The 22,805-nt window shown below is 41.1% G+C and carries 26 protein-coding genes and 1 tRNA gene; 11 read left to right on the top strand and 16 right to left on the bottom strand.

Features of this window, described 5'->3' with window-relative positions:
* Window positions 1-55: 55 nt before the first annotated feature.
* Window positions 56-487 (top strand): hypothetical protein, encoded by a 432-nt coding sequence (locus H6G83_RS11180; RefSeq protein WP_190471355.1) that lies wholly within the window; start codon window positions 56-58, stop codon window positions 485-487.
* A gap of 457 nt (window positions 488-944) precedes the next feature.
* Here H6G83_RS11180 and H6G83_RS11175 read toward each other — a convergent pair whose 3' ends face one another.
* A complete protein-coding gene (locus H6G83_RS11175) occupies window positions 945-1,709 on the bottom strand; it encodes a phospholipase C/P1 nuclease family protein (protein ID WP_190471352.1) in 765 nt (254 codons plus the stop codon).
* A 222-nt stretch (window positions 1,710-1,931) separates the two neighbouring features.
* Between H6G83_RS11175 and H6G83_RS11170 the strand changes: the two genes are divergently transcribed.
* The 3 genes from H6G83_RS11170 (at window position 1,932) to H6G83_RS11160 (ending at window position 5,465) form a co-directional block, all read left to right on the top strand.
* Window positions 1,932-3,536, top strand: coding sequence for a hypothetical protein (locus H6G83_RS11170; protein WP_190471349.1), 1,605 nt, complete (start codon window positions 1,932-1,934; stop codon window positions 3,534-3,536).
* A gap of 67 nt (window positions 3,537-3,603) precedes the next feature.
* Window positions 3,604-4,422 (top strand): bifunctional hydroxymethylpyrimidine kinase/phosphomethylpyrimidine kinase, encoded by an 819-nt coding sequence (gene thiD / locus H6G83_RS11165; RefSeq protein ID WP_190471346.1) that lies wholly within the window; start codon window positions 3,604-3,606, stop codon window positions 4,420-4,422.
* A 431-nt stretch (window positions 4,423-4,853) separates the two neighbouring features.
* Window positions 4,854-5,465, top strand: coding sequence for a hypothetical protein (locus H6G83_RS11160; protein WP_190471344.1), 612 nt, complete (start codon window positions 4,854-4,856; stop codon window positions 5,463-5,465).
* Window positions 5,466-5,505: 40 nt separating this feature from the next.
* Here H6G83_RS11160 and H6G83_RS11155 read toward each other — a convergent pair whose 3' ends face one another.
* Complete coding sequence (locus H6G83_RS11155; protein ID WP_190471341.1) at window positions 5,506-5,670, bottom strand: hypothetical protein; 165 nt, start codon at window positions 5,668-5,670, stop codon at window positions 5,506-5,508.
* Between the two features lie 515 nt (window positions 5,671-6,185).
* On the opposite strand from H6G83_RS11155, the gene H6G83_RS11150 reads away from it, so the two are divergent.
* Window positions 6,186-6,956 (top strand): class II glutamine amidotransferase, encoded by a 771-nt coding sequence (locus H6G83_RS11150; RefSeq protein WP_190471337.1) that lies wholly within the window; start codon window positions 6,186-6,188, stop codon window positions 6,954-6,956.
* A 21-nt stretch (window positions 6,957-6,977) separates the two neighbouring features.
* On the opposite strand, the gene H6G83_RS11145 is transcribed toward H6G83_RS11150, so the two are convergent.
* Window positions 6,978-7,466 (bottom strand): thermonuclease family protein, encoded by a 489-nt coding sequence (locus tag H6G83_RS11145; protein WP_242044538.1) that lies wholly within the window; start codon window positions 7,464-7,466, stop codon window positions 6,978-6,980.
* Window positions 7,467-7,602: 136 nt separating this feature from the next.
* Entirely contained in the window at window positions 7,603-7,971 is a 369-nt protein-coding gene (locus H6G83_RS11140; protein WP_190471333.1) for a 2Fe-2S iron-sulfur cluster-binding protein, read from the bottom strand.
* 106 nt (window positions 7,972-8,077) lie between these two features.
* On the opposite strand from H6G83_RS11140, the gene H6G83_RS11135 reads away from it, so the two are divergent.
* From H6G83_RS11135 to H6G83_RS11125, 3 genes are all read left to right on the top strand, one after another.
* Window positions 8,078-8,164 (top strand) — tRNA-Ser (locus H6G83_RS11135).
* Between the two features lie 996 nt (window positions 8,165-9,160).
* The gene (miaE, locus tag H6G83_RS11130) at window positions 9,161-9,760 is read left to right on the top strand and encodes a tRNA-(ms[2]io[6]A)-hydroxylase (RefSeq protein WP_190471330.1); all 600 of its coding nucleotides are present in this window, start codon (window positions 9,161-9,163) and stop codon (window positions 9,758-9,760) included.
* A 17-nt stretch (window positions 9,761-9,777) separates the two neighbouring features.
* On the top strand, window positions 9,778-10,185 hold the full coding sequence (locus H6G83_RS11125; RefSeq protein WP_190471328.1) for a VOC family protein: 408 nt from the start codon (window positions 9,778-9,780) through the stop codon (window positions 10,183-10,185).
* Window positions 10,186-10,314: 129 nt separating this feature from the next.
* Here the strand turns inward: H6G83_RS11125 and H6G83_RS11120 are convergent, their stop codons facing one another.
* From H6G83_RS11120 to H6G83_RS11110, 3 genes are all read right to left on the bottom strand, one after another.
* The gene (locus H6G83_RS11120) at window positions 10,315-10,926 is read right to left on the bottom strand and encodes a hypothetical protein (RefSeq protein WP_190471325.1); all 612 of its coding nucleotides are present in this window, start codon (window positions 10,924-10,926) and stop codon (window positions 10,315-10,317) included.
* Entirely contained in the window at window positions 10,923-12,071 is a 1,149-nt protein-coding gene (locus H6G83_RS11115) for an AAA family ATPase (protein ID WP_190471321.1), read from the bottom strand. Before H6G83_RS11115 ends, H6G83_RS11120 begins: the two co-directional genes overlap by 4 nt.
* A gap of 72 nt (window positions 12,072-12,143) precedes the next feature.
* Window positions 12,144-12,380 (bottom strand): hypothetical protein, encoded by a 237-nt coding sequence (locus H6G83_RS11110; RefSeq protein ID WP_190471320.1) that lies wholly within the window; start codon window positions 12,378-12,380, stop codon window positions 12,144-12,146.
* 8 nt (window positions 12,381-12,388) lie between these two features.
* Here H6G83_RS11110 and H6G83_RS11105 point away from each other — a divergent pair, with 8 nt between their 5' ends.
* From H6G83_RS11105 to H6G83_RS11095, 3 genes are all read left to right on the top strand, one after another.
* Window positions 12,389-12,877: a GNAT family N-acetyltransferase gene (locus H6G83_RS11105; protein WP_190471317.1), complete on the top strand. Its 489-nt coding sequence runs from the start codon at window positions 12,389-12,391 to the stop codon at window positions 12,875-12,877.
* Between the two features lie 32 nt (window positions 12,878-12,909).
* A complete protein-coding gene (locus H6G83_RS11100) occupies window positions 12,910-13,599 on the top strand; it encodes a ComF family protein (protein WP_190471314.1) in 690 nt (229 codons plus the stop codon).
* Between the two features lie 67 nt (window positions 13,600-13,666).
* Window positions 13,667-14,125 carry a PPC domain-containing protein gene (locus tag H6G83_RS11095; protein ID WP_190471311.1) on the top strand — a complete coding sequence of 153 codons (459 nt, stop codon included), beginning with the start codon at window positions 13,667-13,669 and terminating at the stop codon, window positions 14,123-14,125.
* Between the two features lie 624 nt (window positions 14,126-14,749).
* Here the strand turns inward: H6G83_RS11095 and H6G83_RS11090 are convergent.
* From H6G83_RS11090 to H6G83_RS11055, 9 genes are all read right to left on the bottom strand, one after another.
* A complete protein-coding gene (locus H6G83_RS11090) occupies window positions 14,750-15,061 on the bottom strand; it encodes an RNA recognition motif domain-containing protein (RefSeq protein WP_190471306.1) in 312 nt (103 codons plus the stop codon).
* Window positions 15,062-15,234: 173 nt separating this feature from the next.
* On the bottom strand, window positions 15,235-16,020 hold the full coding sequence (locus H6G83_RS11085) for a carbonic anhydrase (protein ID WP_190471303.1): 786 nt from the start codon (window positions 16,018-16,020) through the stop codon (window positions 15,235-15,237).
* A gap of 27 nt (window positions 16,021-16,047) precedes the next feature.
* Window positions 16,048-16,416 (bottom strand): cyclic nucleotide-binding domain-containing protein, encoded by a 369-nt coding sequence (locus H6G83_RS11080; protein ID WP_190471301.1) that lies wholly within the window; start codon window positions 16,414-16,416, stop codon window positions 16,048-16,050.
* Window positions 16,417-16,478: 62 nt separating this feature from the next.
* Window positions 16,479-16,757 carry a hypothetical protein gene (locus H6G83_RS34960; RefSeq protein WP_206758986.1) on the bottom strand — a complete coding sequence of 93 codons (279 nt, stop codon included), beginning with the start codon at window positions 16,755-16,757 and terminating at the stop codon, window positions 16,479-16,481.
* 275 nt (window positions 16,758-17,032) lie between these two features.
* Window positions 17,033-19,387, bottom strand: a complete 2,355-nt coding sequence (locus H6G83_RS11075; protein WP_190471297.1) for an arylsulfatase — start codon at window positions 19,385-19,387, stop codon at window positions 17,033-17,035.
* Window positions 19,388-19,543: 156 nt separating this feature from the next.
* Entirely contained in the window at window positions 19,544-20,122 is a 579-nt protein-coding gene (locus tag H6G83_RS11070; RefSeq protein ID WP_190471295.1) for a hypothetical protein, read from the bottom strand.
* Window positions 20,109-20,558, bottom strand: coding sequence for a Panacea domain-containing protein (locus H6G83_RS11065; protein ID WP_190471292.1), 450 nt, complete (start codon window positions 20,556-20,558; stop codon window positions 20,109-20,111). The genes H6G83_RS11070 and H6G83_RS11065 overlap by 14 nt, the downstream gene beginning before the upstream one ends.
* Before the next feature lie 382 nt (window positions 20,559-20,940).
* On the bottom strand, window positions 20,941-21,321 hold the full coding sequence (locus tag H6G83_RS11060; protein ID WP_190471288.1) for a YidH family protein: 381 nt from the start codon (window positions 21,319-21,321) through the stop codon (window positions 20,941-20,943).
* Window positions 21,318-22,172: a bile acid:sodium symporter family protein gene (locus H6G83_RS11055; RefSeq protein ID WP_190471286.1), complete on the bottom strand. Its 855-nt coding sequence runs from the start codon at window positions 22,170-22,172 to the stop codon at window positions 21,318-21,320. The genes H6G83_RS11060 and H6G83_RS11055 overlap by 4 nt, the downstream gene beginning before the upstream one ends.
* Window positions 22,173-22,805 lie beyond the last annotated feature (633 nt).

Genomic DNA, 22,805 nt, shown 5'->3' with positions numbered 1-22,805 from the left:
TTGCAATCTACTTAAATGTTTTTAGTTAATTCTTTCACTTAGGACTTTTGAAGCAATGGAACGTGGTCTGTTTTGGTTGCCACTGTTAATCATATTTTTCTGGTTGGCTTGGCAAGGTTCAAAGGAATATCAGAAGGTTGAAGCCTATCGTATTTGGGCAGAGCAATTTGACCGAGCCAAGTATGATATTTATGCTGTCTTGGGTCAAAAGGGCAACAATATCTCTTGGGGTAAACCTACATCAAAAGGGCCGATGCAAGTGCAAACTTTTTCTTTACTTGATGTTCAGGATATTCAACTTGTAGTTAACAATGAAGTAGTAAATCTGGAAACACTACCCCAAAAAGGTCGTTCTATTGCACTCAAGTTTAATTTTGCTGAGTCTGGTAGTTCCGTGTTAGTTCCCTTTACGGAAATTCCTTTAGCAGCAGAATGGTGTAAGTTTTTGCAAGGAACTTTACAAAAATTAGCAGAAGAACAAAATTAGTAATTATTATTAAGGACTTATACAATGATAGGACTTACCCAACTGGCACAATAGTCTGGACTGGTAAGCTAAAATGTGGTAGTAAATTTGGAAAAATTGAACGCAGATAAACGCAGATAAACGCAGATGATTAAGATGTTAGATTGTTAGCTAACGCACAAATTTAGTCTAGACAAGCCAGTAGTGGACTGGCAAGGCTAAAATGTTGCATTATTCCTTTCTTGTAGTGCGGGCATCTTGCCCGTTCGGTGCGGGCAAGATGCCCGCACTACAAGATTTATTTTTATTGCACTACTTTAGCCTTGCCAGTCCAGTAGGGTGTGTTAGGCGCATATTTTCAGATGTTTTTTCACGAAAAGTTCTTGTATGCGCCTAACGCACCTTGTGCTGTGGCAATGTGTTAGGCTATCTACTGGCTTTTTGAGGACTAAAGTCCTCTCTACGAACTTAAACTAATTCACACTTTGTAGGCTTGGACAGCAGAATTTAGCGCCCACTTAACTATTGTACTGGTTCTGCCTTGACGATTACTCAATAATTCCCGTTCTGATTTACTGGCAAAAGTCCAGGTTTTTGAGAAGGTATCTGGATCTTTATAGTTAGGTGCATCTGCACTTGTCCAGTCGTCGTTAAAAGCGTAGTATTTCCAAGGTTCGGCAAATTTTGGGTCTTGTCGATTAATATTATTAAAGTTGGGCTTCCAGTTTGACAATGCCATAAATTCAAAGTTGTCAAATTCTGTGGCATTGCCTTGATGGTAAACTCTGTTAGCGTGTGCTGGTACTCCCATATCTTCAATCATGTGCAGCATCACACCTAAGAGGAAATAAGCTTGCTGTTTGTTGCCTTGGCGGTAGGCTTTGAGGCTATCTTGCCACCAACCTTGAATATCATTACATCCTTCGTTTGTACCTTTATGTTCTATCCGTTTAGCATTGAGATTAATGCCATATTTTGTTCCTGAAACTTTTAGCTCATGCAGTTCTGTATTTGCGCCTTCGATAATTTGGTTTCGATATTGCTGTACTTCAGGAGCTTTAAGTTGATCTAGCGCCCATTCAGTTATGTAACTATGGGTAGGATGGGTGGGGTTTATTGATGAGTCACTATCCCAAGCCCAAGCTGAGGGAACCCACAAGGTCATATTCACGACTAGCAATAATATATAAGCAAAAAACATCGCTAGGCGGTTGCTGTTATTCTGAAAAAACTTTGTTAACATTTCCTTGTTTTTTTCTGTTAGTCAGATAGCATAACAAGAAAATTTTTCAAATTCCGTTTTCATATATAAATGTTACTAAATTTAATTTAATTGATTTTTCTAAATATTTTTTAAAGAAAATTGATAATTATTCGGAAAAATCATCTGGCGAATCATCTGGCGATCGCGTAGTTAATATCAATGATTAATTAATAGCAATTAAATATAATTGCCTGATGATTTATGCAGAAAATTCTTTTAGGTTGTGGCATGATTTTATTTATTAATGCTTGTAATTCCAACAATGCTAGCACTTCTCAAGCAGTAAATAGCATTAATCCTCAAACAGCAAACTGTCCTCAATCTCAGGTTTTACCTTTAACTGTTCCAAGCAAAAACGAAATCTTTGATAGATTTGACTTCCACATTCGGAATATCGTAGCAGATGCAGATACAGTTAAGTTTCAGACTTTAAAACAGGATTTTATTTTCTGTCGCGCTAACAATAGTTGGACAGTTAAATCAGGAACTTTACCCAAGGAGTTACAACCACAAAGCAATTACGCCGCCTTTGCCCAAGAAACAGTAAATCCCAAGTTCAAAAAGATTGATTTTCAAGGTCAAACTTATCAATATCGAGTTGTCAGGCAACCACAATTTACTTTGGGAGATAACAATAATATATCTAGACCTGATGTAGCAAACCCTGCTAAGGATAAAATTGTTTTTGAATTAATTACTTCTAATGGTAAAGACCCCCAACAAAAAACTTTATATACCTTAAAAGATTTACAAGATGTTGCTGTCAAAGCAGGCTATTCTGTCATAGGTACTCAGTTAGGATTTCCGCAAATTACATCTGCTTTCGTTAATAATGACCGCCTCTGGTGGTCAGTGGCTTTTGAACAAGGCGAAGGCAACAACGGCATAGCTACTATCATTAGTTATGACCCAAAAACAGATAAATTTAGCCTCATTCAACCCCAAGCACTTAGCTTTATTCAAATTACTGATTTAACTATTACTGGCGACGTTAATAATCCTACTTTCTGGATGGGTACTAATATAAGTGGTGAAGGAAATCTCTATATTCCGGCAAAGGGACTAGTTGCTTATCGACTAAATTCCCAAAATCCGAATACAGGTTCTTTAACTGCTTACACCGTACATAACAGCCCTATGGTAGGTGCAATTCCCGACAAACTTAGATTAGAAAATGATCAGTTGTGGGTCAGTACAGCCAACGGTGTATGTCATGTCAAATGGGAAACTGCTGATAATGCCGATAGTTGGAATTGTTGGCGATTTGCGGCGATCGCTAAACTACCACAGAAACTACCAATTTACAGCGCCTCAACTAATAAAACACCAGCCGCATCTTTATCTGGTGGGGATAATGTAGAGGTTTTATGGTGGAGTCCCGTCAACTACCAGACTCAAAAGGGACGCTATGAGGTGAGATATCCCCAAGGTTTTACGGTGGAGTTAGAGGAGGGTGTAAAAGCTTATGAGTTTCCCCGTAGTTTACCACCTGGAAAGCCTGCGGTTTATTGGGCGGGTTTTGAATGGCATTGGAGTGGAAACCGCTTTGTACGAGCCTTAGATGAAGTATCCCTAAATTTATCTGGTGGCGGGCCGAGGGGTCTAGGTTCTGGTCAACTGCGACCAGATGCGCCGATTAATTGGAATACTATGCGTGGTGATTTAGAATTACTTAATTTGTCGGCAAAATCTACCAATGTAAAATATTATTCTGCTTGGGTAGATGATGCTAAAATCAAGCCTTATCTGACGGTTATACCTCAAGAAAGACCCCAAAATCCTCAACCTAATCCTTTGGCAAAATAGGGGTATGGGGGAAAACTAGAGTCTAAATTTTTGCCTAACACCCTCACACCCTTATACTTTTCACCTTATGAATACTGAAACATTATCCAGGGTTCCTGTTGCATTAACCATAGCTGGTTCTGATAGTGGTGGTGGCGCAGGTATTCAAGCTGATTTACGCACCTTTGCCTTTCATTGTGTCCACGGTACTAGTGCTATAACCTGCGTGACCGCACAAAATACGCTGGGGGTAACTAGAGTTGATGCTATCCCGCCAGAGGCAGTTGCAGCCCAAATACAAGCCGTGGTTGAAGATATAGGTGTACAAGCGGCAAAAACGGGAATGTTACTCAACCAAGAGATTATTGCCACTGTTGCCCAGCAGGTAGAGGCTTTAGGTATAAATAATTTAGTGGTTGACCCGGTAATGGTTTCACGGACTGGGGCGCAATTAATTGATGATGATGCAGTGAAGACTCTGCGCGAACAATTGATTCCCAAGGCGGCTATGATTACACCTAATAAGTATGAGGCTCAGATTTTGAGTGGTTTTCCTATAAATACCTTAGATGATATGAGGGCAGCTGCTCAAGTAATCCATCGTAATTTAAAAGCAAAGGCGGTGTTAGTTAAGGGTGGCGGGTTGCAGGGAAACGTTCGTGGTGTTGATATTTGGTTTGATGGACAAAATCTAGAAACCCTAACAACTCAGCAGGTAGATACCAAAAATACTCATGGTACTGGCTGTACTTTATCAGCTGCGATCGCCTCCAATCTAGCCAAAGGTCAAGACCTCCTCCCAGCCGTAAAACAAGCCAAGCAGTACGTTACCACCGCTTTAACTTACTCCCTCAATATTGGTCAAGGACAAGGCCCGGTAGGTCATTTTTTTTCCTTACTGAATTAGGGGAGTGGGGAGGTGGGGAAGTGGGGGGAGGGGGGGGAGATGGGGAAGTCTCACAAGTGTAGGTTTTTAATCTAGCAGTGAGTAAGGACTCTAAAACTAACGAGAAAATCGCTGTTTCATTCACCCCTACACCCCTATACCCTTACACCCCTACACCCTAAAACCAAAGTTTTTGGAACACCAATAAAAAACCTACACCTGTCAGGATGGGGAAGTGGGGGGAGATGAGGGAGTAACCCACCCCTAACCCCTCCCAGGAGGGGAAAAAGTGGTAACTGTCAACTGTCAACTGTCAACTGACCGATAAGTAAATTTAGATATCTTTGCACTCCGAGCATTTTTCTATTATTCTTGGGCTAGTTTCAGAGCAGATAATGTTTTGCTACTATTTCTGATACTCTTATTAATTTATTTTTGATACCAAATAACTAATGCGGACAACTACAGGTTCTGTTAACAGTAATCAGCCTAAACCAAACTCACAAGCTCATCCTTCCTCTGTACCTTTGTACGTATATCGGGAATTGGCTGTGGAATTAAAAGCAACACAAGACAAGTTAGATGCCCTGATGGCAAAAAATCAACAGCTAGTGCAAGAGAATCAAATGCTGCGACATGAAATTAGTCAGGTCGTGCAGTCTTTTTTACACCTGCAAAAGGTGGTAGATTATCGGGTTCCTGGTTCTCACCCTGAGATGAAACATCCTAGCGATTCTCAGTTTACAGAACCAAGTCCCCAAACTGGGCGATCGCCTATGGCGGGGCGTAGCCCATCGCGTCAGCCTGTAGTTCCCCAACCACCAAGCAGCAAGAACCGTCATGCTAATTTTTCTATTCCTTTTGGGGAAGTAATTACTCCTGCACCAGAAGCAGTCTTGATTGAGAAGCAGAAAGTGGATTATTATCCTTCTCCTAGCTCAAAAGCACAGACTCAAAAATTTAAAGGTTTGTGGTTAGTCATCTGTATTATATTAATTTTGTTGAGTGCCTTTGGTGCTGGATATTTAATTGTCCGCCCCCTATTTGAACACCAACGTCGCTAGTTTTTTTATAAAAAGTTCACCATGTCTTCTAGTATGCAACTTACGGCATAGCTTGATTTTCTAAAGTAGAAGGACAAGCATCAGCACAAGAAAATTCAACAAGTTGATATGGGTTGGGTGTTAATTTGTCACTCGCTAGTAATTTACCTGCGATAAACCAATAAACCCTAGTAATCAACCGACAATAGTTCACTTTTCTGGACATGGCTCTATTCGTGATAGGTTAGTCTTAGAAGTTGAAATAAGTCTAGTAAATGTAGGGTGCGTCAGTCCCAATAATTTCGTACAGATTCAAGGATTTTCTACATCTGACGCACCTTACCCCAAGTGCCAGTTGCGTAAGTCATGGGTAAAAGATGAGGTAATGCGATCGCACTCTTGTTGGTGCAAAATGCGCCATCTCAGCATATTATAATTTTTCAACTTATGTAAATATTATTTGCGACCTGCGAGGGAACAAGCCTTAACGCTACCAGAATCTAGCCTTATACCGATTCAAAAAATATTTGCCACAAATTGATTATCTGTAGGAGCGCACAGATGTGCGTTCCCACCCACATATCCGTCGCATTCTTTTTTTAAATTGGTATTACATTACTTGACTTTATCTTAGCTTTACTTAGTGGTGTTCTGGCGCTGTTAGTCATAAATTCTCAAAAAACGCTCAAAAATGAATGCTTAATAATTAAAAATATCGATATAAAGGCATTAGATAACGTTATGTGTCAACTGCTGGGGATGAATTGCAATGTGCCAACTGACATCTGTTTTTCCTTTGAAGGATTTTCCGCACGAGGAGGAAAAACAGATCATCACAGTGATGGTTGGGGGATTGCTTTCTTTGAAGGAAAGGGATGTCGTATATTTTTAGATGCTAAACCCTCTATTGATTCTCCTGTAGCGGATTTGGTGCGATGTTATCCTATCCACTCTACCCATGTAATCGCCCATATTCGCAAGGCTACACAAGGTGAAATCGCCTTGGAAAACTGTCATCCTTTTCGCCGAGAATTATGGGGGAGATATTGGGTATTTGCCCACAATGGTAATTTGCCCGATTTTCAGCCAAAAACCCAAGGTTTTTATAAGGCAGTGGGTGATACTGACAGTGAAAAAGCGTTATGTGTAATCTTGGAAAGGCTACGACAAACTTTTCCTGAAGGTAAACCCCCTTTAGAAAAACTGTACCCAGTGCTGCAAAAGGTTACGCAAGAATTAGCAGCAATCGGTGTTTTCAACTACTTACTCTCAGACGGAGAACATTTTTTTACCCATTGCTCAACTAATCTCAGCTACATAGTGCGTCAAGCCCCCTTTGCTGCTGCACATTTGATTGATCAGGATATGACTGTAGATTTTAGTGAATTGACAACACCAAGCGATCGCGTGGCTGTGATTGCGACTACACCCCTGACAGATAACGAAGTTTGGACAAAAATTCAACCAGGAGAGCTTTTAGTCTTTCAAGATGGTTTACCCTTGAAACTTTGAGCGAAACGGGAGTTGTGATTCCTAACGATTCAGGCGACGAAACTCAGCAGGCGTTTGACGCATGGGTTTATCGGGGTTCCAAATGCCTTTTCCCATGATTCTCGCCCATTGTTGGGCGCGTTCTAGAAGTTGATCGTATTTCTGGTTGGGCGATCGCAAGACAAACAAAGCATAACCTTGTTTGACTATTTGTTCATTCAATAACTTGCCATCTTTCCACACATAAGCCAAAGTCCGACCTATTGTATCCTTGGCTTCCACGTCAAACTCCAGCATCACTGGTTTGTCCAAATCACCTATCAACTGTTCTAAAAAGTCTTTGGACTGCATTCCCCAAGGACGTTGGCGTAAATCTGGCGCATCTACACCAATTAACCGCACTTGAGAAATTAAATTTGGTTGTTCAGCCATCCCCACCACTTCCAGAGTCTGTCCACTCACTACCCGCGCCACCTTAACTTGAGTTTGCGTTATGGCGGGGTTTCTGGCTTGACAACTCACTAGCAGCATGACGCAGGCGAGGAGGACGAGTTTTTGCACCCAGGTAGGGGAGTAGGGAGTGGGGGAAAGGGGAAGGGGGAAAAACTTTCTCCTCTGCTCCTCTGCTCCCCTGCTCCTCTGCTCCCTCATCTCCCTCACCTTGCTTTTATTCTTCATCTAACGGTAAACCCGCTTTCACTTTTCCTTTGGCAAAATAGCGCCCAAACTGAAGTTCGTAAACTTCATCTTCGTCTTGGGTTTCTACTTCCAAGTCAGACCGGGCGTAACTGACGCATAACAAAGCATAACCTTGGCGACGCAGTTCTGGGGATAATCCCACCGCTTCCGGTTGATAGATTTCTCCCGATAACACCCTGACAGCACAAGTGGTACAAGCCCCATTTCGACAAGAAAATGGCAATTCCACCCCTTGCTGTTCAGCCGTGTGCAGGATGTAACGGTCATCTGGTACTTGTAGGGTGTACTCTTTGCCAGTGGCGCGATCGCGTACTTTAATTGTGTGTGTCTCGGACATCTTGATTCGGGATTTTAATTTGGACTTTCAGATGGCTCTAAAAAATTTCTTCCTTTATCATTGCACTTTTTAGAGTTTTAGCCTACAATGGTGAATCGTGACATCTGGAGAGATGGCCGAGTGGTTGAAGGCGCAGCACTGGAAATGCTGTAATGCGGCAACGTATTCCAGGGTTCGAATCCCTGTCTCTCCGTTTATACTATATTCTATAGGCATCTCAGCCATTGAGCATTTCAACCAGTTGGTATAGTTCCTGGTTGAATTAAGATTAATTATTTAATATTAATTGAAATATTGGCAAAACTAATTTAGTCAAAATATTGAGCCTAACTCTTCTACAAACTTCATAATCATCAACCCATCATCACGAGTTAAGGGCTGAGGAAATTTTTCATTGGGCGATTGTCTCAAAGTACTCAAAGCAGCACAATTTTAAATCTTGAACTGTTAAAAGTATTAATCACAACGTGAAATAATATTTTTAAAACTTTAATTAATAGTAGCTAGTCATATTTAACAATACTTATAGCTATGATTTCAGAGCTAAGTACTTTTCAAATAAGCTCTAAATTTTATTACGAAAAACTAGGATAATACCAATTTGAAAAAAGAATGCGACAGATATGTGGGTAGGGGCGCACTGATGTGTTGCAAATATTTTTTGAATCGGTATAATTTATATATTTTGTAATTATTATAAATAATAAATAAAATATATTTTTATTTATTAAATTATTTGTTGATGACTTCTATAAATACCTTGTAGTCTGTAGGTTTGAAGACGATAGCTATCATCCTCTAGTGAAGTTCAAAAAGGAAATAAAAATGTGTGTGTTGATACAATACTTTTCAAATAACTGTTATATGCTTTTTAAGCCCTTTACTTTTACCCTAATTGCGGAAATTTCCGCTTAATCAACACCAGAGTGTTGGGAATTATGCTTAACTAAGAGCAATTTGAGCTGGTAAAAAGCAAGGATTGTGAAGTGAGCTAGATTTTTTCCTCCGCCCTGGTGGTTTATTTATTTGGGTAAACTACAGGTTGACAGTTTTTGAGGTAAGAAGCAGGGGAAGCAGAGGAAAAAATTATGACTCAGCACTCAGCACTTTTAAGCTAGATAACCGAAAAGTCAACCACTCACATTACAATCTAGGTTGAGACTTACAATTTTTATAGTTTTGTCGCCCTGTGCTTACCTCCGTGTTACAGACTATTAATACACTCAAGCAACCTACTAGTGAGGCTTGGATAGAACAAGCGATCGCTAACTTAGATATCATATTGCTGGATCACTCACATTGCGAACGCAAAGCGGCTGGTGTGGCGTTAAATTTTATGTTTCGCTACCCATCTAATACCAAAATGGTGCGAGAATTAACTGCGATCGCCCGTGAAGAATTAGAACATTTTGAATTGGTAAATCAGTGGCTAGAACGCCGCAATATACCTCTAGCTCCCTTACCACCGCCTCCCTACGGCGCGGGTTTAAAAGCGGCTGTACGTCCCAATGAACCCGAACGCTTTTTAGATTCGTTACTGGTGACTGGTTTAATTGAAGCGCGGAGTCATGAACGCTTAGGGTTATTAGCTATCCACTGTCCTGAACCAGAACTAGCTAAGTTTTATAAAGGTTTGATGGCATCGGAAGCGCGACACTTCGGCACATACTGGGTTTTAGCAGCTACTTATTTTGACCGAGAAATTGTTAGTCAAAGGCTCGATGAATTAGCTATTGTGGAAAGTGAGTTACTAGAAAATTTACACCCAGAACCGAGAATTCATAGTTAGTATAATTATTCATAAATATGCTGATACAGTTAACACATATCAGGTTGCTTGTTTCTAATTACACAGAATGCTTTGTGTTCTACCGGGATGCGCTAGGATTTGCGATCGATTGGGGTGATGAAAATAGCGGTTATGCTGAGTTACACACTGGTGACTCTATCAAATTAGCTTTGTTTAAAAAAGAGTTAATGGCGGAAGCCGTTCCCAGTGCTTATCAACCCTCAGCAATTGAATGTCACAACAAAGTAGCCTTAGTGTTTGCAGTAGATAATGTAGATGAGTTTTATTATCATCTCAAAGATTATCATGCGATCGTTGTCACCCAACCTCTAGACCGTCCAGAATGGGGACTGAGGACAGCACATTTCCGCGACCCTGATGGGAATTTGATTGAAATATTTAGCAATATGAGTAGTGTAAATTAACATCAGCTACTGATTACTAATTAAAAACAGTAATGGGTAATGGATAAGCCTTTATTTTTAAATATAACCACTTATTCATTATCAACTCTAGTTAAATCTGTTTTTGAAAAAATTTACCACAGAATTCTCTTAAGTTTGCCAAGTTGGTTCAAAATTAGCTATTGCATTTACTGCTCTCTCCAAGCTGCGAGAATGAGCCTTTGCAAGTTCAGCCTGCCAGTGTTCATGGACAAATTGAATAAGCCGCCCATTATAATCCTTACCAACTTTTGCCGTACTATTTTTAGCAGGCACAATTGCATCGCGTAAGTCTCGCTTTTTTGATTTTTTTGTCAACTCAATTAGCAATTCCTTGGGATTAGGTATTGAGTCTGCATCATCAGGAATTAAGTTTATTGAAATACCAAGATATTGTGCAAATGCCTCTCGATGTGCCAAAAGCCAAGCCTCAACTTCTGTCACTGCAACTCGAAAAATTAAATTAGGATGTTTTGGATGAGATAACCATTCTGTAATTAAAGCTAATGGACAGTCATTTTTGTCTAAGTCTGTTAATACTAAATAAGGTAAGCCTTTCGCAGCATGATTTATGCCTGGAAGATTCTTTTTCAGATAACCATAACCTCCGCGTTTTAGGCAAGTTCCTACAGAGAATGGGCGTTGAGACTGCCTGAGAATTTCTTTTAACACTGCCTCACTTAAATCATCCTCAACTGCCAAATTAATGGGAATATCAGTCATCTAAGTAAACTCAATTGGTCAATTTGTGCAGGAGTTGTATGAGGTAAAGCGGCATCAGCAACAGTCAGCCCTCCCTCAAGAAGACTACTAATCTCTTGAATTGAGGCAGCTACTTCAACCTTCGTGCCTTCAGAAGTTGGTGTCAACAGCAAAACTTCTTCACCCCCAATACCTGCGTCTGATAGTAATTCGGCACTGTGGGTACTAAGCATAACTTGGCGTTTTTTCGGCTTCTGTAAACGATAAATTAAAGCAGGTAATTTAGCAACAATTCCAGCGTTTAAAGACAATTCTGGTTCTTCCAATAGGAGAAGAGCGTCACTTTCAAGAAGAGACCAAAGTAAACCAATTAAACGTAATGTTCCATCTGAAAACTGATCCTCTCTTTGTTTGCCCGCTCCGGGCCTCCAATGTTCATAAACAGCTTCTAAATGAGGAATGCCCATTTCATCTTTAACATCAGTTAACTGCTTTAACTGAGGAACTGCAATTCGCAAAGCGTCTTCAATTTTTTTTAAGCGAGAGCGGCGAGTTTTTTCTGAGGTCTTCATCACTCGCTCTAAAAAATTTCTGCCGAAAGGGTCGCCTTGAAGCCCTGGGCCACTAAAGGCTTCGGGATATCGTAATAATTGAGGTACTAAATGAAGGTATAAGGTTGATTCGAGAAACTTGGAAATTTCTCTAAACTCTGCATTTGCGTTAATTTGCTCTAAATAAGTTTGGGTTAAACGTAAACTATCCTTTTCATCTTCAGGGTCGGGACGATTAATTAACTGTTTACCATCTTTCCACACTCTCTCATAGGAAAGAATAGGTTCATTTTTTCCACCTTTCTTTTGTTTAATCCCAATACTATATTTCCAAGTAGGTGTTTGTAGTTCGTTTTCTGATAATTCCACTTCTATCTCAACGTCAGGATATCGTCTCGCATATAGACACCTGATTTTAGATAAACCCCCTCGGTCTCTGACTGCTTTTTGTAATCCACCTCCATCCTTTACTAAGTCTCGTAAAAACCTAAAAGCGTCCAAAAAATTTGACTTACCAGAGGCGTTTGGCCCTACTATAAAAACTCGCTCTCTTAAATTTACCTCTACTGCTCGAAAGTTTCTCCAGTTCTTTAAACTTATGTGAGAAATAATCATTACTCAAAACTTTTAATATTCTTTTCCCTAGTATTAGATTAGCATTGCCAAATCTTAATTAGGCTAGCTGAATCAAGTATTATCATTTAGTAAACAGTACCTATTAAACTCGCTATGTGCCTCACCAACAAAAACCACACCAAGCGCGTAGGCATCGCCTCTATCATCACAACTCCAAGCAATGTTGACTTGCATAGGTAAAATCCATGCGGTGAGGGGGCGAGGTGAGCTAAAATCAACAGGAGAAGCTATATGCTGGGTAAATTGGGGAATAAATCCAGAAGACTTTTCTGTACAAACCTGACCCACAAACGGTAATGAACAGCTATTATCAAGACTTTTTAATTCGTAACTGGCAAAAAAGCGATCGCACTAAAGCCGCCGCAGTCATCAGTTACGTGTTATCAGAATATGGTCTAGGTTGGGAACCTAAAGGCGCTGACCGCGATGTGTTAGAAGTAGAGGAATGTTACTTAGCCACAGGCGGCGAGTTTTGGGTAATTGAACACCAAAGCCAAATCGTAGGTACGGGGGCATACTATCCCATCAATCGCGGGGAAAAGGCTGTAGAAATCAGGAAAATGTATCTTTTACCCAGCGTCAGGGGTTTAGGTTTGGGGAAATATTTGTTACAACAGTTAGAAGATGCGATCGCCTCTCGTGGTTTTCAGCAAATTTGGATTGAAACTGCCAGCGTTTTGGTAGAAGCAGTCAAGTTGTATGAAAATCACGGCTACCAAGCAGCCACGGGTGTAGAAACTCCACGTTGCGATCGCGTTTATGTCAAATTCCTCAAAAAAGATTAACTCTTAACCCCTGTACCCAGTCCCCTTCCCCCATGCCCACATGGAATCAACCCTTTAAAAGTCTACTTGACCTATTTTTACAAGCCAACTGCCCTCTGTGTCAAAGACCTACATCTAGTGACCTTTGTCTCAACTGCACCAGACAATTACAAAAATGCCAACAAAAACACCCTGATGCTTTGTGGCAACAGCCAATACCTGTGTTTGGCTGGGGCGTATATGGTGGTATACTCAAACGAGCGATCGCGGTGATGAAGTACGAAAATCAACCGCAAATTGCCCGTCCTTTGGGACAATTTCTAGGGGAAGCTTGGTTGTTACATTCTCTTCATCAAACAACACAAATTGTAGTTGTACCGATCCCCCTCCACAGCAGCAAGCAAAAACAACGAGGTTACAATCAAGCGGCATTAATTGCCCAGAGCTTTTGCCAAACAACTGGATTAAAATTAAAACAAAATGGTTTGGCAAGAGTGCGTGAGACGACAGCGCAGTTTGGTTTATCGGTATTTGAACGAGAAAGTAACTTGACCCAAGCTTTTGCTATTGGGCAAGATTTTCGTAACAGAAACCAGAAAACCCCAGTATTGTTAGTAGATGATATTTACACTACTGGTGCTACTGCTAAATCTGCCGTACAAACACTCCGTCAACATGAAATCAACGTCTTGGGGTTAGTTGCTGTTGCTGCTACTGTTAAAGATAGCTACATCAAAAATTAACAAGCAAGCAATCCTGAGAAATTTATAATTAAGCAAACTACCCAGTGTTTGTGGGAACATCACTTACATGATCAGTAAATCTTTAACGCAGAAATTCCCGAAAATAATTATACTTCCTGTTACGTTAATGGCGATCGCCATCAGTACAACAGCAGCATTTGCTCAAAGTAAGTTGTATAGTCCGATTTTTTTGACTGATTTGAAAGAAATTTCTGATTCACTTTCGGATAAAGATATTCCCACAGGACAGGGTGGATTTGCCCGCGATTATGCGGTGAAATTAAATAAGGGTGATAATCTAGCGGTTGATTTATCTTCGGAAAGTTTTGACAGTATCATCACACTACTAGGCCCGGATGGCTCAACAGTAGCAGAAAATGATGATGGGCCTGATGGCACTAGTAATTCTTTACTGTTTACCCGCATCAACGAAACAGGGACTTTTATTATTCGTGTTCGGTCTTTTGGTGAAACGGGAGTTGGGCCTTTTAAACTGAAGGTGACAAAACTGCAACCAATGAAATAAATACTAATTCATCTAGCAGGAGTTTGTAGTGGCGTGTCTAGACTAAAATAATGCAATAAGTTTCCTCTCTAATACCGATTCAAAAAATCTTTGCCACACATCAATGATCTGTAGGGGCGCACAGCTGTGCGCCCCTACCACATACAGCAGTTTCGCTATTCGTAAAATACTGTAGAGATTGACATATAACGTCTCTACATGGTTTTGTGTTTGACACTTGTACCTCATTTACCCAAAATATGCTGTATCTGTTGCGTTCTTTTTTCAAATTGGTATAACCTCTGTGTCTTTGTGCCTCTGTGGTTAACCAATGCAACATTTTAGCCTTAACAAGCCACTAATGTGTCTAACCTAAAATAGTGGATTAACCAACAATCTATCATCTTACTCATCTGCGTTTGTCTGCGTTTATCTGCGTTCGATTTTTTCCTAATCTATTGCCACATTTTAGATTAGACAAGCACCCGACAATTTAAGGTTTACTTTATAAATCATCTTTTATTTCCAAAATTCAGGATGAAAAATTGACAGTAAATGTGGCAGCAAAAAAGCCCAAACACTAATGTTTGAGCCAATATTAATAATTATTACCTGTCGCTAATTTTTAATTCAAACCTAGTCTTTTTAATAACGGTTACGGAAGTTGTTATTACCTCTATTACCGCCAAAGGAACCTCTAGAACCGCCTTTGTCTTCTCTGGGTTTAGCCTTATTCACTTTTAGGTCACGTCCCATCCACTCAGCACCATCAAGTGCTTCAATGGCTGCTGTTTCTTCCGCATCATTACTCATTTCCACGAAACCAAAGCCGCGTACCCGGCCTGTTTCACGGTCTACAGGTAGCTGAACCCGTTTTACAGAACCATATTCTGCAAATACAGCATTCAAGCTCTCTTCTGTAACGTCGTAAGAAAGATTACCTACATAAATGGACATACTTTGTCTCCAAAATCGTAAGAGTGTAGAGATTTAGACTTCGGAGAAATGTCTGTAAATACCACAAGGAAAAGCCTGTCAATACTAAAAACAAACGTGGTCTGCCGAATTAATTCTCACCTACTAGTATGGCACAGCAAATACCAATCCGGTAATGATTTGCAACAAATATTTTAAATTATTTCCAAAACTACACGATTATTCAAAGGTTGGAGTGGACGAGCGTTGGGAGGGAACCTCTGACTAAATTGATCTATTTGTGCGCGAGAGGCTTCGATAGGCGTTTCTATGACGCACCAGAGGACGTTTTCCGAACAGGGTGGGGTTGTCAGAGAGCCGGAATAGACTAAAAATGTCTGTTGTGTTGGTAAAAATTGGGAAGCATCAATATTGATATCCTCGATTCTTGTTTCTACTCCAGGCTCTTGAGGTATAGCATCCCAGATAGTTTGCAGTGTCGGGTTAAAATTTCCTGTTTGTAAAAAAACAGCCATCACAGCTAGATCGCCGTTTTGACTGCGATGAACTAAATGCAGTTCCATATCATATATCTTGCCGTTCAGTCGGTGTTCGCTGAAGTGATGAAAGTGGAACTGAAGTAACTCAAAGTTTTGCTGTCCATACTTGAGGTAACTTCCAGCTTGATAGTTGACTTGAATAGTTTTGCCGTTATTTATCAGGTGTAATGCTGTTGGCTGATAGTTGATGCTCAACAAGTCCTGACTGATGGCATTCACATCTGTAATCTGTAAGTCAATGGGTGTTTGTTGTTTTCCTAGTTGACAAAGCTGAAAGTCAGGGGAAAGTTCACCCCAATGTTCCGGCCCGGCTTTGCCAATGTATCCCCAACTTACCGATGTCGCTCTCGCTGGGGAAGTGACACAGTTGGAGAATGAGGTTCCTAAGATACTCATACCCAACAATTTCAGTAGTTGCCTTCTCGGCACAGCGTTACTCATTTGATAGTGAGGGAAACTTACTATATTTTATACTAAACGCTGCAAACGACTGAGCCGTTCTGCATAACTTCTCATCACATTCAGCGCAAACATCGGTGTTTCTTGCACAGCAAATAAGAACCTTTTCTCGTCTATATATGCTAATTGACAATCAGTTTTAGCGATCGCTGTATAACTCCTTTTATCTACACCTACTAGTACTCCAGTACCAAATATTCCTCCGGCTTCGATTGTTTCTACAACCTTCCCATTGATCAACAAATCTACTGTGCCTTCAACGATCCCGTACATATCATCGCCTGGCTGTCCTTCTTCAAAGATGACTTGTCCGGCTGAGAATACTTGAGGATTGGGTTGCTTTTGGAAGATAGCAAGGGTAAGTACAGGATTTAACATTAGCAATAACCTAGATTTTTTATAGCTCCAGCCTTTGCACAGGCAACCTAGAGCAGGAAAAATTATACTATAGGAATGCAAGTCTGATTATTGAATTTATTTACCGAAAAACTGGGTTTAAAGCCCCGCCCTTCTAGGGCGGCTTTTGTGGTAGTATAACTAATAGCGGTAAAGCGCACAAATAAAAGACGAAGTAGGTCAAGCGGACTGCTCCTGATCCGGAAAGACAGGTAGTATAAATCCGCGCATCTTGTACCGCCACTTGCTTTATGCCGGGGAACCCGTCCAACGCAGTGGCTGACAAATGTGGGAGTAAACGCAGAAATTAAAAACCTTTTCAAACGCGGTCGGGCAGTCCGTGTGAGCTTGTGGACGTATCCAAACGGAGAAAGTTGAATACTAGTATTCAGATTTCTAGAGAGGACGGATGAAGCAAGAATCCTCCCTCCGGGACGCTAACGCGAACGTCTCTTTAGAGCGAGGAGTGTCAATTAGGCAGGAACAGGCAATAGTCAATATCAAGTAGGTTATTTTATGTTTGTGATTCCTGGTAAGGTGTAGGTAGTTCACTTAAAAGTCTGAAACCTATGCAGCAAAAGAATGTTTCATCTTGTTGCTACTGTCTTGCCATTATGACACGCATTTCGGCTTCACGGTCGTGAATCAAATCTCCACTCACATCCACTATCACGCTATGAATCTTGCCCGTAAACTTGAAGGGTGGTTCATAATCGGGTGTGACAGGCGCACCAGGGGCAATCCCACAGGTAACACCACTGGTCAGACCTAGTGCTAAGGGAGTAGTTACAGGGACATTCGCTTGTCCTACTAATTTCCCATCGATATAAAGTAGGGCGTGACCAGGAGATCCTTTCCCCTTGGCTAAATCTGGCTGACCAGTCACTTTAAACTCAAAACGTAACTTGTGCCGACCCTCCGAGATTAATGACTCAGACTCGACATGGTAGAGCGATCGCCCTACATAATTATGAACCCAGTGTAGTTTAGCATCTTTGACATAAAAGGAGTAGCCACTATCATTACCGCCGTGAGCAAGTAATACTCCTTGTGCGCCACCTCCATTAATTTCTACATCTGCTGTAATACTGTGGGAACGATTGAGCAACTTGACAGCACAATTGGCTGGTATTGGCTGAGTATCAGGATAGTAAGTATAGCGGCTACGATTGACAGCAATCTGAGGACGTTCTTGAGCCAATCGTTGTACACCCCTTCCATCCACAGGTAACACATTATATTTACCCGCCTCTACATACCAAGTGGCAATCATCTCAATCAACTTGGGGCGGTTGTCTGTAGCAATGTTGTGATTTTCGGCAAAATCCTGAGCAACGTGATACAGTTCCCAATGATGAGTATCTAACTCTGTCAAAGTTTCTGCCGAGATGGGCGCACCAAAAAATTGATCTGCTTCTGTAAATGAGGGGCCAGGCCAAGGACAAACAGCCCGCCAGCCATCATGGTAAAGCGAACGATGTCCCATCATCTCAAAATATTGCGTCAGGTGTTTAGTCGGTGCATCACTATCATTAAAAGTATGGGCAAAGCTGACACCTTCAATAGGAGATTGGGTGACACCCCTAATGGTTGTTGGTGGTTCGATTTTTAATAATTCAAGTACCGTTGGTACTAGGTCAATGGCGTGGGCATACTGAGTACGGATTTCACCTTTTGCCTTGATACCTTGAGTCCAATGGACTATCAAGGGGTCGCTAATTCCACCCCGATAAGTTTCCCGTTTCCAGCGCCGAAAAGGCGTATTTCCTGCCCAAGTCCAGCCCCAAGCATAATGGTTGAAGGTTTCTGGGCTACCTAGTTTATCCAATGCTTTGAGGTTTTCTTCTAAAGACTCTGGCACATTGTTAAAAAATAGATTTTCATTAACTGAACCAGTCGGCCCACCTTCAGAACTTGCCCCATTGTCTGAGATGACCATAATTAGAGTATTATCGAACTCACCAATAGTTTTGAGGAAATCGAGTAAGCGACCGATGTGATAGTCAGTATGGGTTAAAAAGCCAGCAAAGACTTCCATCATCCGGGCATAAAGCCGTTTTTCTGCTGTTGAGAGAGAATCCCAGTATGCAACATCGGGGTCATGGCGCGATAATTCTGTGTTAGCGCTGACAATGCCCATTTGCTGCTGACGAGCAAAAACCTTTTCCCTGTAAGCTTCCCAACCATCATCAAATTGTCCGGCGTAGGCATCAGCCCATTCTTTCGGCACATGATGAGGGGCGTGCATGGCCCCAGGACAGAAATACATGAAAAAGGGTTTATTGGGGGCAACCTGCTTGGCATCAGCAATAAAGCTAATTGCTTTGTCTATTAAGTCTGCGGTCAAATGATAGCCTTGTGCGGGGGTCTTTTCTGGCTGAACGGTGTGGTTATCGTAAACCAAATCTGGATAATACTGGTGAGTTTCTCCGCCGAGAAAACCATAAAAACGTTCAAAACCACGACCGAGAGGCCAACGGTCATAGGGGCCAGCCGCAGATATTTGGTCGGCGGGGGTTAAATGCCATTTGCCGATCGCATAGGTGTTATAGCCTTTGTTTAGTAATATCTCTGAGAGAAACCCATTCTCAAAAGGAATATTCCCATTGCTACCGGGATAACCAGTAGACCCTTCTGTAATGCAGGCCATAGCGTTGGAATGGTGATTGCGCCCAGTGAGAAGGCAAGAGCGGGTGGGTGAACACAAGGCCGTCGTGTGTAAATTGTTATAGCGCAAGCCATTGGCAGCTAGTGCGTCTAGGTTGGGTGTGTTGATGGGACTGCCGTAACACCCAAATTGCCCAAAGCCTGTATCATCAAAGACGATAAATATCACGTTTGGTAAGCCTTCTTTTGCCCGCAAAGGTTCTGGCCAAGCCGGACTGGAGTCATCAACCGTCCGTCCTATCACACCAGGGAAAGTGTTTCCGGGTTTGTATTCACGCAGAGACATAAATCTGACCTCTTGAGAATATTTAATTGTTAACAAAAAGCCCGAAATTCTATATCCTCTTTAGGAGGGGTTATTTCTTGATACTCCACTCTGTAAAGCTATTTATGAGAATATTTTGCGAGATTTGCGATTCCTACGGAGAGCTTCGCTATCGCACTAATCACGCTTAATAGGATATATTTTGTGATGTCGATCGTACCAAACTATGAAAAAGTGATGTTGGACTCTAACTCCCCAAATTCTTCTGCTTGTACCCAATCGTAATCTAAACAGGACTTCAAATTGTGAGATTATTTCAATATCTTGCCAACGTTGTTGAGCTTCTTCACAGATAGAATTTAGATGTTGGTACTTATTGAGATTTTTTCTTTGATTTGATGCACCGTTATATGTTTGTGTTTCAACTTCTTGCCATGAATTTTTATCTAAAGCCTGAAAATGAGGTTCTATAATTTTTGAATATTCTTCTTCTTCCCATTTCCTTGCTTCGCCCCAACTCCATACTCCTTCCAAATCAGCTTCTGATACACACCATGAAAAATAATGGTTTTTATAATCATCAGCATTAACGCTTCTTGGTATTTTCCTTAAGTCAGGTTTTTCTGTAGCCCGAACTAACTTACTTGACACTTCAACGTTTTGTGCCAATCTAACTTTTTTTTCTTGTTCTTTTAATTTTTTCTCATTTTGTCGCTTAATTCGCTCTTCTTTTTTACTCATCTTATTCTGGTTCATTCCAAATTCCAGAATGATATTCAAAAATTGCATCTCTAGTTATTTCATTATTACAGATTGCCATAGCCGGTAAATCACCTCTTGCATTTATCCAAGGATCTTCTTGGTGATTAATGTCACTAAGTTGCTGTGCTGTATAATCCCCATAAAAATCTAAGACCTTATCTATATTCTCTTTTTCGCTATCTGTAAGCGCATTGCTATTCCCTTCAGTAAAAGATTCCTTATTGACCTTAAACTTACCTTTATGAACGTTATACAAATCTCGAACTACTGCTCCATTAGCCCAAGCCTCAATTCTTTCTTCAAACAACTCAGATTCGTTCCAGACTAAATTCCATGCTTGACTATAATAGACAAGCTTTTGAAGTTTCATTGCTGTAATTTCACCCTTTTTTTCAAGGATATAACGAGCAACATCAAATACTGTAGCCATATTAGTTCCTCAAAAAATTACTATTATCGTTGATAATAAAATTAAATTTCGACTTTATATAAGCTCTATACAAGTTATATTAAAGCCTACCACTTGGATAAGTCTATTATAACTGTGAATCATAATATCAACTTGATAGTACAAAAATACCATAAATTACTAAGATATGTCAAGCCCCATCGGTCGCACGATTTTCATAACAATTCCCCAGCCGAGTTATCCTAGCTGTTGTAATTGGATTATTTATTATCACCCTATTCACAACTTAAGTAGGTAGACCATTACATTGCCCTTAGTAACGTAAGTTGCTATATATTTTAAATCTTTAAAAATTCATTGCCCGAATTACTACACCAATAAAACTAACTAAACCAATTACAAGTTAAGCCACGCCGATAATTTCCGCACTGTGAGAGGTTTCGTAGGTATAGCGATTATTTTGAATTGGTTTAAATAACTTACGGTGTTCTCTCAATCCTAAAACCATTCCCAACATTCCCGTAACAATAAAAGACAGTCCCACAATTACCGAAAATCTGACTGGGTTGAGATGATGACTAATGCGAGTATTTTCAATCGCTCTCACAATGGTGGAAATACCAAAGCCAAAACCAATTAAGGAAAGACAGGTACGTATCCACGCCATTAATGTGCGGTCTGCTGCTGCCCGACTGCGGTATTTAGCTAGTTCGGTACGATCTGCTGCTAAATCATTGGTAGAAAGCTGCTTAGGCATTTCTGAGTTGACGGATGGCTGACTCATAACGGGTTTTGTGCTAATCTGCGCTTATTCCAGATGGAGTAAGGAATACAGATACAGGTTCCCACAATTAAGTAAGCCACTAGCGTTGGTATCACCTGCTGCTCTACATGATTCAAAATAGCAATAAACAAAGCTAAACCAAAATTGCGAGCAACACAGAAAATCGCCAAGGTAGAACGGCTATCATCATCAAGTCTGCCGAAAGCGTGTCCAATTCCTAGAGAGGCAATTACCATAATGGCGATCGCTTCGAGTGGTAATACCCAAAGCTTGTACAACAATGGTAGTCCGAAGATGCACGCCAAAATAACCAGCGCTAAAAAGAGACTATCAGCTATCAAAGTTAAGGGTTGGGCTATTTTTTGAGCAAATGTAGGCGCGAACTTGTTGATGAAAAGACCGAGACTCACAGGCAATATTTGCACCATTATCACTTGTCGGGCAACATCTAAAATTGCCACTTTTTGCGAAATATCTGCAAATAAGATGGCAAAAATCGCCAAGGTAGAGGGAGTCACAAAAACCGCAAGTATGGCTAGGGTAAGCTGAAGACTTGCTGCATAACCTAAGCTACCCCCAGCAATTTGCGATCGCTTTGTGCTTAGAGGCGCACCTGGAGCAGCTGCTAATAAAGCTAATCCTATCGTCACTTCCGGCGGTAAGTGAAAAAATTTCATCAGCACAATCACCGCTAGAGGAACAAGCAGCGACACGGCTAGAAGCGCACGCAATACTAAGGCAGGTTTTCGCCAGAAGGAGAAGATATCCTCAACAGAGAGTTTGCTCCCTAGTGCTAACATCAGAAAAAAAATAGTGACTGTAACGAGCATCAGAATTAGAGGATTGTGCATAGCTGTTAAATGGTTGATGCTGGGGTTGGTCAAAAATAGTTGGTAGTCACTATTGAATTTGTTTTTTAGCTGACCGGAAGAGGTAGGGGAAAAAGGAGCTTCTGAGCGGGGGGAGTAAGCCCTGTCCTTTGAGGACACTTATACGGGGCCTGACTTTTCACGGCATCTAGAAGACCTCTCTCCAAACCTCTCTCCTACAAGGAGAGAGGCTTTGATTTCTCCCCCTTCCCTGTCTTTGCTACGCAACGCTACCGCGAACGACAGGCTGCGCGAACGTAGGGAAGGGGGCTGGGGGGTTAGGTCTGACGTTGACTTTTCCACATAACGTGAAAAGTTAGATACGGGGCGGAGTTCAAGCTTCGTCCCGGTCTTCCCCTCTGCCCCCTCCCTGCCCCTTTTCCTCTTGCTGACGATCGCACTTAATGACTGATTAACTCGCGTCTGTTTCAATAATTTATTTAGTAAAGATTTCAGTTCATCTACTGATAGGAATAGCCTTGGGAATTTGATATCAATAATGAGAGTTTAATTTAGACATTAATCGGGGGAATCTGTGACCAATGGCTTGGCACACACAGTTACTCACAGTAGCGATGGGCTTACGCCTCATGCCCAGGTGATAACAGAATGTAG

The organism is Anabaena azotica FACHB-119, assembly GCF_014697625.1.
GTDB lineage: Bacteria > Cyanobacteriota > Cyanobacteriia > Cyanobacteriales > Nostocaceae > Trichormus > Trichormus azoticus_A.
Note: the sequence above shows the minus strand (reverse complement) of the source record. Positions and strands in the feature narration are given on the sequence as shown.